General features: G+C 42.1%; 14 protein-coding genes. 7 read left to right on the forward strand and 7 right to left on the reverse strand.

What is annotated here, in order from left to right:
- Positions 1–18: 18 nt before the first annotated feature.
- The 4 genes from leuD (at position 19) to AC1MCB_RS12605 (ending at position 4221) form a co-directional block, all read left to right on the forward strand.
- Complete coding sequence (gene leuD, locus AC1MCB_RS12590; protein ID WP_479965075.1) at positions 19–615, forward strand: 3-isopropylmalate dehydratase small subunit; 597 nt, start codon at positions 19–21, stop codon at positions 613–615.
- 49 nt (positions 616–664) lie between these two features.
- On the forward strand, positions 665–2182 hold the full coding sequence (locus AC1MCB_RS12595; RefSeq protein ID WP_479965076.1) for an alpha-isopropylmalate synthase regulatory domain-containing protein: 1518 nt from the start codon (positions 665–667) through the stop codon (positions 2180–2182).
- Positions 2183–2218: 36 nt separating this feature from the next.
- Entirely contained in the window at positions 2219–3277 is a 1059-nt protein-coding gene (gene leuB, locus AC1MCB_RS12600) for a 3-isopropylmalate dehydrogenase (protein WP_479965077.1), read from the forward strand.
- A gap of 89 nt (positions 3278–3366) precedes the next feature.
- On the forward strand, positions 3367–4221 hold the full coding sequence (locus AC1MCB_RS12605) for an aminotransferase class IV (protein WP_479965078.1): 855 nt from the start codon (positions 3367–3369) through the stop codon (positions 4219–4221).
- A gap of 36 nt (positions 4222–4257) precedes the next feature.
- Here AC1MCB_RS12605 and AC1MCB_RS12610 read toward each other — a convergent pair whose 3' ends face one another.
- From AC1MCB_RS12610 to AC1MCB_RS12625, 4 genes are all read right to left on the reverse strand, one after another.
- Positions 4258–5253 carry an ABC transporter ATP-binding protein gene (locus AC1MCB_RS12610; protein ID WP_479965079.1) on the reverse strand — a complete coding sequence of 332 codons (996 nt, stop codon included), beginning with the start codon at positions 5251–5253 and terminating at the stop codon, positions 4258–4260.
- 80 nt (positions 5254–5333) lie between these two features.
- Positions 5334–6161 (reverse strand): outer membrane beta-barrel protein, encoded by an 828-nt coding sequence (locus AC1MCB_RS12615; protein ID WP_479965080.1) that lies wholly within the window; start codon positions 6159–6161, stop codon positions 5334–5336.
- 63 nt (positions 6162–6224) lie between these two features.
- Positions 6225–6971: a hypothetical protein gene (locus AC1MCB_RS12620; protein ID WP_479965081.1), complete on the reverse strand. Its 747-nt coding sequence runs from the start codon at positions 6969–6971 to the stop codon at positions 6225–6227.
- On the reverse strand, positions 6961–7530 hold the full coding sequence (locus tag AC1MCB_RS12625) for an RNA polymerase sigma factor (protein WP_479965082.1): 570 nt from the start codon (positions 7528–7530) through the stop codon (positions 6961–6963). The genes AC1MCB_RS12620 and AC1MCB_RS12625 overlap by 11 nt, the downstream gene beginning before the upstream one ends.
- Before the next feature lie 175 nt (positions 7531–7705).
- Here AC1MCB_RS12625 and AC1MCB_RS12630 point away from each other — a divergent pair, with 175 nt between their 5' ends.
- The 3 genes from AC1MCB_RS12630 to AC1MCB_RS12640 all read left to right on the forward strand — a co-directional run bounded on the left by AC1MCB_RS12630 (position 7706) and on the right by AC1MCB_RS12640 (position 9991).
- Positions 7706–8599 (forward strand): DnaJ C-terminal domain-containing protein, encoded by an 894-nt coding sequence (locus AC1MCB_RS12630; RefSeq protein ID WP_479965083.1) that lies wholly within the window; start codon positions 7706–7708, stop codon positions 8597–8599.
- Between the two features lie 11 nt (positions 8600–8610).
- Entirely contained in the window at positions 8611–8907 is a 297-nt protein-coding gene (locus AC1MCB_RS12635) for a chaperone modulator CbpM (protein WP_479965084.1), read from the forward strand.
- Positions 8908–9037: 130 nt separating this feature from the next.
- Entirely contained in the window at positions 9038–9991 is a 954-nt protein-coding gene (locus AC1MCB_RS12640) for an NmrA/HSCARG family protein (protein ID WP_479965085.1), read from the forward strand.
- A gap of 12 nt (positions 9992–10003) precedes the next feature.
- Here AC1MCB_RS12640 and hemJ read toward each other — a convergent pair whose 3' ends face one another.
- The 3 genes from hemJ to AC1MCB_RS12655 all read right to left on the reverse strand — a co-directional run bounded on the left by hemJ (position 10004) and on the right by AC1MCB_RS12655 (position 12355).
- Positions 10004–10549, reverse strand: a complete 546-nt coding sequence (hemJ, locus tag AC1MCB_RS12645; protein WP_479965086.1) for a protoporphyrinogen oxidase HemJ — start codon at positions 10547–10549, stop codon at positions 10004–10006.
- 247 nt (positions 10550–10796) lie between these two features.
- Positions 10797–11804, reverse strand: coding sequence for a uroporphyrinogen decarboxylase (hemE, locus tag AC1MCB_RS12650; RefSeq protein ID WP_479968739.1), 1008 nt, complete (start codon positions 11802–11804; stop codon positions 10797–10799).
- 29 nt (positions 11805–11833) lie between these two features.
- The gene (locus tag AC1MCB_RS12655; protein WP_479965087.1) at positions 11834–12355 is read right to left on the reverse strand and encodes a tetratricopeptide repeat protein; all 522 of its coding nucleotides are present in this window, start codon (positions 12353–12355) and stop codon (positions 11834–11836) included.
- Between the last annotated feature and the right edge of the window lies 1 nt (position 12356).

Here is a 12356-nt window from a genome sequence, read left to right on the forward strand (position 1 = left end):
CCGCTCAATATTATCAATATGGCTTACGACAATTTCAACATACTAAGAAGCAGCGCGGTTCCTCTTTCAATCGAGAATGTTGACACCGATCAGATTATACCGGCGCGTTTTCTAAAAGCAACCGAACGAGTCGGTTTTGGAGACAACCTATTTCGCGACTGGCGATATAATCCGGATAATTCGCCTAAGGCGGATTTTGTACTTAACAACCCGGTGTACAGCGGGAAGATACTGGTGGGAGGCAAAAACTTTGGCTCTGGCTCTTCCAGAGAACATGCTGCGTGGGCTGTTTACGATTATGGATTCCGGTGTGTAGTATCAAGTTTCTTCGCTGATATTTTCAGGAATAACTGCTTGAATATCGGAGTACTCCCTGTGCAGGTAAGCGCAGAATTCTCTGACAAAATATTCCAAGCCATCTATAAGGATCCCAATACTGAATTGGAAGTAAATCTTCCTGAACAAACGATTACTCTACTGGCCACAGGCGATAAAGAGCAATTTGAAATCAGCTCGTACAAAAAGGAAAATATGCTGAATGGATTTGATGATATCGACTACCTGCAAAACATCAAAACAGAAATTCAGGAATTTGCCCAACATCTCCCTTTTTGATTGAGATAATTTTATCAAGTACCCAAAAAACGAATAAGCATCGCTATTAATGACTAAACGGAAAATAGAGATAATGGACACTACTCTTCGGGATGGAGAACAAACATCCGGAGTTTCATTTTCCATTTCCGAAAAACTGACAATCACCCAGTTACTTCTGGAAGAACTGCATGCAGATCGCGTTGAAATAGCCTCAGCTAGAGTGTCAAACGGTGAGTTTCTGGCTGTAAAAACAATTATGGACTGGGCGACGGTCAATGGCTATTCTGACAAAATCGAAGTTCTTTCATTTGTAGACAATGGGGTATCTATAGACTGGATGGTGAAGGCAGGTGTTAGAGTTCAGAACCTGTTAACTAAGGGTTCCTTAAATCATTTAACTCATCAACTAAAGAAAACACCTGAACAGCATTTCTCGGAAGTTGCCGATGTCATTGCATTAGCTCACAGTAAAAACATTTTAAGCAATGTTTATCTGGAAGACTGGAGTAATGGAATGAGAAACTCCCCTGAATATGTGCTGGATTATATTGCTTTCCTGGCATCCCAGCCAATTGAAAGAATTTTGTTACCTGACACCCTTGGCATATTAACCCCTTCAGAGACGTTTCAATATGTCTCAGCCCTTACATCAAAATATCCGCATATACATTTTGATTTTCATGCGCATAATGACTACGATCTGGGTACCGCAAACGTCCTAGAAGCAGTTAAAGCCGGTGCAAATGGGTTACATTTGACCGTTAACGGCATGGGTGAAAGAGCAGGAAATGCCTCTATGGCTAGTGTAGCCGCTGTAATCAACGATTTTCTTCCTGAAGTTGAGATTTCTATAAACGAATCTTCAATATATACAGTCAGTAAGTTAGTTGAAACGTTTTCAGGAGTAAGAATCCCGGCCAACAAACCTATCGTGGGCGATAATGTGTTCACCCAAACAGCAGGGATTCATGCCGATGGGGATAGTAAGAACAATTTATACTTCAATGACCTGCTTCCTGAAAGGTTTGGAAGAAAGCGTAAGTATGCATTAGGAAAAACTTCCGGAAAGGCTAATATTGAAAAGAATCTGCAGGAGTTAGGTTTGAAGCTAAACCCTGAGGATTTAAAGAAAGTCACTGAACGCGTCATCGAGTTAGGCGACAAGAAAGAAACGGTAACTACGGAGGATTTGCCTTATATCATTTCGGATGTGTTGAACAGTAATCTGTTCGAAGAAAAGGTTATCGTAGAATCATATGTATTAACAAATTCAAAGGGATTACGCCCCTCGGCAACAATATCTGTGTGTATAGAGGGTACCCTTTTTGAAGAACAGGCGCAGGGTGACGGGCAGTTCAACGCTTTTATGAACGCATTGAATAAAGTTTATGCAAGCAAAAACAGGAGTCTTCCGAAATTGATAGATTATAATGTCAGGATAGCTCCGGGAAGCAATTCAGATGCTTTGTGCGAAACCATTATAACCTGGGAAACAGACTGCAAGAAGTTTGTTACCCGGGGACTGGATTCTGATCAAACAGTGTGCGCGATTAAAGCGACCCAGAAAATGCTCAACATCATTTAATAAGATTAAAACAGATAGAAACTTAGATATCAGGAAATGAAATTAAACATCGCTCTTTTAGCGGGAGACGGAATAGGACCCGAAGTAATAGATCAGGCAGTAAAAGTATCAAATGCAGTTGCAAAGAAGTTTAATCATGAGATCACGTGGACGTCGGCCTTAACAGGCGCTTGTGCAATAGATGCCGTTGGTGAACCCTACCCCGACGAAACCCATGAGATCTGCATGGCAGCCGATGCTGTTTTATTCGGAGCTATCGGACACCCACGTTATGATAATGACCCAAGAGCGACAGTTCGCCCTGAACAAGGTTTACTGAAGATGCGGAAGAAATTAGGCCTTTTTGCTAATGTGCGACCTACTTTCACCTTTCCCTCTTTAATCGATAATTCACCCCTGAAAAGGGAGCGAATAGAAGGTACTGACCTGGTTTTCCTGCGCGAATTAACCGGAGGCCTGTACTTTGGCGAAAGAGGCAGGAGGGATGATGGTAACACTGCCTTTGACACATGCATTTATACAAGAGCTGAAGTTACGCGATTGGCCAAATTAGGCTTTGAGATGGCAATGACACGTAAGAAGAAGTTATGTTGCGTGGATAAAGCGAACGTCCTGGAAACCTCCCGCTTATGGAGGGAAACAGTTCAGGATATGGAGAAAGATTACCCGGAAGTTGAGGTATCCTACGAGTTTGTAGATGCGGTAGCTATGCGTTTGGTGCAGTGGCCTAATTCGTACGACGTCTTGATTACTGAAAACCTGTTTGGCGATATTTTAACGGATGAAGCATCCGTGATCTCCGGCTCAATGGGGTTGATGCCATCGGCATCAATTGGTACTCACACCTCGCTGTTTGAACCCATACACGGCTCTTATCCACAGGCAACGGGAAAAGATATTGCCAATCCATTAGCTACGGTATTGTCGGCCGCTATGATGTTTGAAGATGCTTTTGGCCTGAAAGAAGAAGCAGCTCTTATCCGTGCTGTTGTTAATCAGTCTTTAAACGAAGGTATTGTCACAGAAGATCTGTCGGGCAATGGGAGAGCTTACAAGACTAGCGAAGTTGGTGACTGGCTAGCAAGCAACATCTAAAGTTTACCTTTAGAGGATCATATTTAATATTAACTACTTTGTATCAAAGTCGTTAATCTTAGGAGAGTTATTATCCAAACATTGCAGTAATGAATACCACCTTTGTAATTGTAAACGAAGAAATAATCCCTGCAGCAGAGGCTTCTATTAATATCAGCGATCTCTCGATACAACGCGGCTACGGGATCTTTGACTTTTTTAAGCTGGTTAACGGCAGACCAATATTTTTGGACGATCACCTTGATCGCTTTTACCACTCGGCAGAGCAAATGCGTCTGCCTGTTAAACAAAACAGGGAGCAGCTTAAAAATCTTCTGTATTCATTAATCTCCAAAAATAACCTCCCTAATTCCGGTATCCGCATAACTTTAACAGGGGGGTACTCCCCAGATGGGTTTAGTATATCGAGTCCGAATCTTTTAATTACTCAACAAGCATTCAAAGCTAACATCGAGCTTGCTTCAAAGGGCATTAGACTGGTAAGTTATTCGCATCAGCGCCAATTCCCGCACGTTAAAACCATCGATTACTTAATGGCAATATGGCTGCAAAATTATATTGCCGAAAGTAATGCGGACGATGTTCTTTACCAGCATAACGGCGTAATCGCTGAATGTCCCAGGGCAAATATATTTGTTATTTCAGCTGATGGAGTTGTGTTAACACCTGAGAAAAATATTCTTAAAGGCGTGATAAGAAAACAGGTATTGTCTTTTGCTAGAGCCCGTTATGCCGTTGAGGAAAGAGATATAAGTTTGGATGAGTTATACTCTGCAAAAGAGGTATTTATCACCAGTTCTACCAAGAACATTCTACCAGTCGTTCAGGTAGACGGTCGCATAATTGCGGATGGTACACCGGGCAAAACAACTACTTCCTTACTGGAAGAATTGCTGCAGATCATTTCCCGCCCCACTGATGTGCCAGAAATAGATACAAAGTGAAGGTATGCGAACTCGACCGCACCTTACGTGTTTTTTTCAATCAAATTCTAAAAACTGATTCAGTAAAACCTGAACGCTCTCCCCTTTCTTAAAGGTTCCCGGTTGCAGATTAACTGCTCTTATCTTCACATGCTCACGTTCAAGAAGGAGCTCTTCATAAAAACCTTTGAAAAATACGTCCTTAATCAGATATCGTCGGCTGCTCCAGCTATTTTTAAGCTGAACCCATTCCGGGTAGATCATCACCTTATCTTTAACAGGTTTTAAGCCCAGGCTGCGTGCTTCAGAGGAAGGCAGAACGAATGCGTTGCCCAAAAGACTGGCAGTATAGGTATGCAAAGGGTTAGCATAGATCTCCGACGGGTTACCGCGCTCCATAACCTTACCATCCTTTATAATGATCATATCGTCAGCTAAGGTCATTCCATCAGCAGGGTCGTGCGAAACTAAGATCATGGTAATACCGAGGAAAGAACAAAGGCGGCGGAGATCAGCCCGCAGCTGATTTTTTAGAACCGCATCTATTTGACTGAAAGGTTCATCGAGCAATAGGACTTCGGGTTCGGTAATGATCGCTCTGGCTATGGCTACTCTTTGCTGTTCTCCGCCACTCAATTCTACGATCCGCTTTTCAGACAGGTGATCAATTCCAAGAAACTCCATCATCTCCCAAGTCTTCTGTTGCTTGCCCTTGATGTCTTCGTTAGAAAGCATCCCAGAAATATTATCGTAAACACGGGCGTACAGATTCAGATTGAAATCCTGTGTCACCATCTTCATTGACTCGTGCCCCGGGATTAACTTCTCATGAGGCCCGTCAAGATGTTCACCTTTATATAATATCTCACCCGAATTGGGAGCAAGCAAGCCATAGATCAGTTTTAGTAAAGTACTCTTCCCGCTACCGCTTTCCCCAACAATAGCGACGAAGTCTCCTTTCTTAATTGATATGCTAATATTACTAACGCCGGCTGCCTGGCCTACCTGATAATGTTTACTAACGTTTGATACGGTAATGATCTGATCTGACATGTTTTCAAATATAGCGAAAAGGGACTTCTGAGCCGAAGTCCCTTTGTATTATTGCTCCTTAAAAGTGGTGCTACACAGATTTAAAAGCCGAACATCAACCCAAAGGAAAAATTCTTGAAGTCAACAGGTCCCTGATCATCAGCAAAAACATCATTCATATAGTATTTGGCATATACACCCATTCCACTGTAACCTAAGCGAGCGAATGCTCCATATCTGAAGGGGTTGAAATTATAGTCATCCTTAAACTTTTCCTTTCCCCTGTCATTACTCACCTGTTTAACTTTTCCGTTCAGCAGGAAGCCTACTTCCGGACCGAACACAAAATGGAACTTATTGCCTTTCTCATCATCTTTTGAACGCAACTCGAGGGATAGAGGAACCCGAAGATATTGGCTTGAGAAACGATTCTTCTTAAACTCGATGGGTTCCTGAACATAAGTAAGAGTAGGTTGCTTTTTCTGGAAGGTAATATTCTCTTTCAACCGGATATGATTCCAATCCAGCCCTGCTGCCAGGTACACCTTAAAATAACTGTTAAAGCGATAGCCCATTTGGAACACTTCAAAACCAAAGTTACTTGATTTCCAGGTCTCACGCTCCAGATATGAATTTGCAGGCGACAATGTGAAACTGCCGTTATCTGTATACGTACTTAAGCCAATATCCACACGCGCAAGTGTGAATTGAGCTGAAAACTTGCTTGACGGTTTGAATTCCTTTTCCACGGTGTCCTTCTCAGTAGTATCCTTCTTGCCGAACTCAATAGTGATCCGGTTCCTTTTCTCTTTCTTTAACGTGTCAGCTGTTATTACTACTAAAGTATCCTTTGCTGGTTTCGGCTTTTCCTGGGCTGTTACTGCCCCTGTGCATGCGCATATCAGCGCTGCAATAAATGCTTTTTTCATGTGTTTTGGAATTATTGTGGTTCGGTTGTATGGATATTGCGTATAGAGTCTCTAACTTGATTGCTATTTATTTCTGCTTTTAAATTTTAATGGCCCGATGTTAATTCCTGATACAGTCGAACCTTCCTCGCCGTCTCTGAATTCAATGATCTTATCATCCCGTTTGTCTACCTGGGCAATTACAAAGTTGACCAGTCCCCCAACGCTTTTAATTCTCGGATTTGTTGTTTCGGCCTCTCTGTAATCTTCCACTTTGTTTTCATTAACCTTAGCCATCACTACTTCATCTCCTTCATTCGTTACTGCTTGTTGTTGCTTTGGCACATCGACACTTACCTTTTGGGTAGCAAAAAGAGTCTCTGTGTTGACTGGAGCTTGCGGACTCACTTTTTCTGGCTGGGCTGCCTTATTCAACTGCTTTACTTCACTCTTGGTTACTTGACGCGATACTAAAGAACTTGCCCGCTCAGGTTGAGCTAAGATATTCGCCTTCCTGGAAGATTCATCGATGACCTGGTTTTTAACAGCCTGTCCGTCCAAAGCAGTCACCTTCGTTTGCTTAACCATCACCTGTTCTTGTGGTTTCCCCTGAAGTTTGATCACCTCTGCCGGCTTACTAAGCCACAAGACAGCTGACGTCAATAACACTACACTTGCCGCTGCCATCCAATAAGGTGTAAACGTCTTCTTCCTTTTTTGAACAGGTGTATCTAACTCTTTAGTGATTTTCTCCCATACACTGTTAGAAGGTTCGATTTCCAAGGCCTCAAACCGATCCTTGAATAACCGGTCAAAATCTTTATCCTGCATAGGTTGCATAATTTGAGCCCTCCATTTTGATTAATTTTTCTTTTAAGATTGTCCGTGCCCGGGATAATTGTGATTTAGATGCCCCTTCGCTTATCCCAAGAGTCTCGCCTATTTCCCGGTGAGAATAACCTTCAATCACATACATATTAAACACCATCCGGTAGCCGCTTGACAGCTGCTGCACCAGGTTCATAAGATCCTTTGTTTCCAGCTGGCTCATGTCGAAGGTGCTTTGTGGCTGATCATAAACTTCCTCAATATCCACCACCTTCATGGAGCGCATATTTTTTCGATATGTTTCAATAGCCGTATTAACCATAACCCTTCTTATCCAACCCTCAAAAGAACCCTCACTTCTGAATTCAGAAACCTTGCTGAACACTTTTACAAATCCCATTTGCAGGATGTCCTCAGCTTCATAATTGTCTTTTGCATACCTCATGCAAACACCCATCATTTTGGAAGACAGAGCTTTATACAGATGCTCCTGAGCTTTCCGTTCCCCGCGTTTACATCCGTCAAGTAAACTATCAATTGTAAAAGTCGGCTTCAAATTCATTGGCTTTAAATGTAAGATGATAGAAGCGATAGAAAGGTTGCATGCTAAACAAAAATATATAACATGATTTGAGCCTACTGCAGGTGTTGAACCCATTAAATGATTGTAAGCCCCAAATTTTGCAAGTAGGTATCAGTAGCTTTACAATATCAAAATTTAGAGTTAAATTAAAGTTATGGCATTTATTGATTACTATAAAGCATTGGGCATAGATAAAAAGGCGACTGAAAAAGAGATAAAAGCCGCCTATCGCAAACTGGCTCGAAAATATCACCCTGATGTTAACCCCAACGATAAGGAAGCCCATAAAAAATTTCAAGAAATTAATGAAGCCAACGAAGTATTAAGCGATCCGGAGAAGCGCAAGAAGTATGATCAGTATGGGAAAGACTGGAAACATGCGGACCAGTTTGACAGTGCGCGTCAATCCAGGCCTTATGCTTCCCAGAGTGCAGGTCAGCAGGCACATGGTGAGGGATTTGAACAGGATGATTATTCAGATTTCTTTTCATCAATGTTTGGTAGCGCCTTTGGTGGTGCGGGGAGGCGAACCCAGCCAAAGTATAAAGGGCAGGATTTTAATGCGGAGTTGCAACTTAATTTGAAGGACGTTTATCAAACACATCAGCGAACCCTAACGGTTAATGGTAAAAACATTCGTATCACTATCCCTGCAGGAATTGAAAACGGGCAAACTATAAAAATTAAAGGTCATGGCGGCCCTGGCGTAAACAATGGCCCTAACGGTGACCTGTTCATCACGTTTGTTATCCCTAATGATCCTGAATTTAAACGTATTGGAAATGATCTGTATAAGACCGTAGATATGGATCTCTATACAGCCGTTCTGGGCGGGGAAATTACTTTAGATACCATGAGTGGCAAGGTTAAGCTAAAAATACCACCTGAAACTCAGAACGGGACAAAAGTCAAGCTAAAGGGCAAGGGTTTCCCGAAATATAAACTTGAGGGTCAGTTTGGCGACTTATATATTACCTATAACATTAAAATCCCCACCCATCTAACCGAAAAGCAAAAGCAATTATTCACAGAATTGTCTAAAACTTAATTTAAATCGTCATGCAGGAAGAACTACTCATATCAGCGGATGAATTTTGCACCTGTCATAATATTGAATTTTCATTCATGCGTAATCTCGAGGAATTTGGAATGATTCAAATGATTACAAGACATGAGGCGAGTTATATTCCGGAAAACCAGCTCGAGAAAATAGAGCGTATCCTCCGTCTGCATCAGGACCTCGATATCAATATAGAAGGCATTGACGCTATTTCCCACTTATTGAATCGAATAAACCGGATGCAAACAGAAATCATCACCCTGAGAAATAGGCTTAGGCTCTATGAAGAGTTTTAATAATCAGCTATCCGGCTGAAAATGTTTGCTGGATCTCTTAATCGTGAAAAAAGGTAACATTTCAATGTACAACTCTATTTTCTCACTGGCTATTCCATTCTGTATTCTTTAAATTTATAAGAAAAGCATCATGGAAACAAAGAAATTAATTGCAGTAGTGGGCGCAACAGGCTCGCAAGGCGGGGGTCTTGTTCGGGCCATATTGAATGATAAGAATAGTGAATTTTCTGTCAGGGCAATCACTCGGGATCCCCAGTCTGAGAAAGCCCGTGAGTTGACAGCACTCGGAGCTGAAGTGGTAGAGGGCAATATTGATGATCCCGAAAGTATTAGAAAAGCATTTGAAGGAGCTTATGGAGCTTACCTGGTTACTTTCTTCTGGCATCACATGTCTCCCGAAAAAGAGATAGCGGAGGCAAAGAACCTCGCCCAGGCAGTGAAAGACGCCGGAGTTCAACACGTAATCTGGTCAACGCTGGAGGACACGCGCAAATTCATTCCGCTCGATGATGACCAAATGCCTACGTTACAGGGTAAATATAAAGTTCCTCATTTTGACGCTAAAGGAGAATCTAACAAATTTTTTACTGAGCTACAGGTACCAACAACGTTCCTTCATACTAGCTTCTACTGGGACAACTACATAAACTTTGGTATGGCTCCTAAAACGGGAGCGGATGGAAACCTGGCGATCACTTTTCCGATGGGCGATAAAAAACTTCCAGGCATGGCGGCCGAAGATATTGGGAAATGCGCTTATGGCATTTTCAAACGTGGTTCAGAGATGATCGGTAAAGATGTAGGAGTCGCCGGCGAGCATATTACAGCTGCTGAAATGGCTGAAGCCTTTTCCGAAATCCTTGGCAAAAAGGTAGTCTACAACGAAGTGACCCCAGAGGTCTACGGAAGGTTTGGTTTTCCCGGAGCGGATGATCTGGCCAATATGTTCCAGTTTAACCGAGACTTCGAAGAGGAGTTCTGCCGTAAGCGGGATATTGAGTTCTCGAGGTCATTAAATCCGGAGTTGCAGGACTTCAAGGCATGGTTAACCAAAAATAAAAAGCTAATCCCTATTGAAGAATAATGTCGACGAGAGCTATTGTTTGTTGCCTTTCAACCGGTAATATTTAACAATTTTTACCGTCATCATGATTATTGCAGCAAATAATACCAAGCCAGCTAGTCCATACATCCAGTCGACCGCACTTTTCAATATCACCGTAAAGACAATTGCAACAAGCAAGATTGTAGCAACTTCATTCCAAAGCCTTAGCTGAGTTGACGTCCAGCGGAATACTTCCTGCTTGAACTGGTTCATAATATTCTGACAAAGGAAGTGATAAGCCAGCAAGGCAACAACAAAGCCGATTTTGACCAGCATCCAGTTTAAAGACAATAGAGAGGGGTTTACATAGAGCATTCCTATTCCGGCAAGTACAGCAAGTACCATAGCCGGAGTAGTGATGTAATACCAAAGTTTATGCTCCATTATAGCAAACTGCTTTCTGAGAATCAACTTTTCCTGCTCAGGTTTATCATTTGCTTCAGCATGATATACAAACAGACGAACAATGTAAAATAACCCAGCCATCCAGCTAATAACGAAAATGATATGGATCGCTTTTAAATACAGGTAGGCCATTGGGGTTAATTGTTACTGGTAGCTTCTATTTTCAACGGACTATTTTTTCGACGTTTTGAAACTTGTTTTATCACATCGCTATGGTCAACCACATTTCCTTCCTCCATATCGTTTAACCCCTCTTCAATCTTAGCTATAAAGATTAATCTTTCAATCAGATCTTCAGATTAAAAGTCTCGGGCATCTGGCTGAGAACGTTTATAACTTTGCTCTTTTGCATGAATTAAATTTAAGGAAACTAGCAAGGTTAATACCTGAATTCCTTTACCACCTCCACTGCATATTTCACGTTATCAAACGGAATATCCGGCATTATTCCATGCCCGAGATTGCAAATAAAACCATTCTGTCCGCGCATCCTTTCGAACAGGCGATGAATCCGCTCCTTGATCACTTTTTTATCTGCGTACAACACATGTGGATCAAGGTTACCCTGAACAGCTATATTCTGAGGCAAACGGTTTTTAATGTCCAGAAGATCGGCATTCCAGTCAACAGAAACAACATCCGGATTCGCTTCAGCCATCAAAGGCGCAAATACTGAGCTCCCTTTACAGAAAGAAATTACAGGAATATCTTTGCGATTTAAACCCGCAATAATTTCAGTGACATACCGATGTGAAAACTCTTTATAATCATCCCAGCTTAAAGCTAACGCCCAGCTATCGAAGATCTGGACTGCATTTACACCGGCAGCAATTTGCATATTTAAATAGTCAACCGTAACCTTCGCAATCTTTGACAATAAACTATGCGCCATTTCAGGATGGTTGTGCAACATCAGCTTGGTCAGTTTGAAGTCTTTCGATGACCCACCCTCAACTAAATAACTCATCACAGTGAATGGAGCACCGGCAAAACCAATTAAAGGTATCCGGCCGTTTAACCGCTGCTGAATAACCTTTATAGCATCCGCAACATACTGCAATCTGTCGCCAACATCAATCAGCAGGTTATCTACATCCGATTGATTGCGTACAGGGTTTGCAAATCTCGGGCCCACTCCCTGCGTAAAACTCAGGTCACCGCCCATGGCCTCACCTGTAACCAGGATATCAGAAAACAAGATAGCTGCATCAATATCTAAAAGATCAACCGGCAGCATCGTTACATCAGCAGCTAATTCCGGAGTTTTGCACATCTCCAGGAAAGAATATTTATTTTTTATTTCCCAATACTCAGGCATAAAACGCCCGGCCTGGCGCATCATCCAAATAGGTGGCCGCTCTGTTTGCTTCGAAAAAGCAGCCTTCATGAAAAGGCTGTCGCTTATATTTTGATTATTCAAACCCGTTGTAAATTAATTTCCTGTTCTATATTCTGTATAATACTTTTTACTCTCGATGTGATCTTAAAGGTTTTCGCTTTTTCCACATAAATCTTCGCCCGCTCCGAATCCTTCTTCCTTAGATTTAAATTCGCAAGATGCACCAACACGATAGCCTTATCGTTCTGGTTGCGCAGGGGGAAATTGCTGGCTATCTGAAAATGTTTTTCAGCCTCCGCATAATTGTGCCGCTGAAGTTCCAGGTTGCCGTAAATAAACTCGTAAAAACCGCGGCGATGACGACCTAGCTTATCCGGATCTTCAATCTCTTTAAGCAGTTCCTCAGCTTCAGCGTAGTTCTTCTCATGAAATTTGCGGGCAGCAATTACCACGGTACCTTCCTTAAAATAGCCCCAAATCAGCAGAACTATACCAAGTGCACAGACTGCCGAAATTTCATAGACCTGTTCATAAAGTGTCCATGCTAATAGAATAACTCCTACCGCTATAACCCAGATTCGGGCCTTCCTTGTTAACATT

The sequence above is a fragment of the Daejeonella sp. AP26 genome, assembly GCF_056680515.1.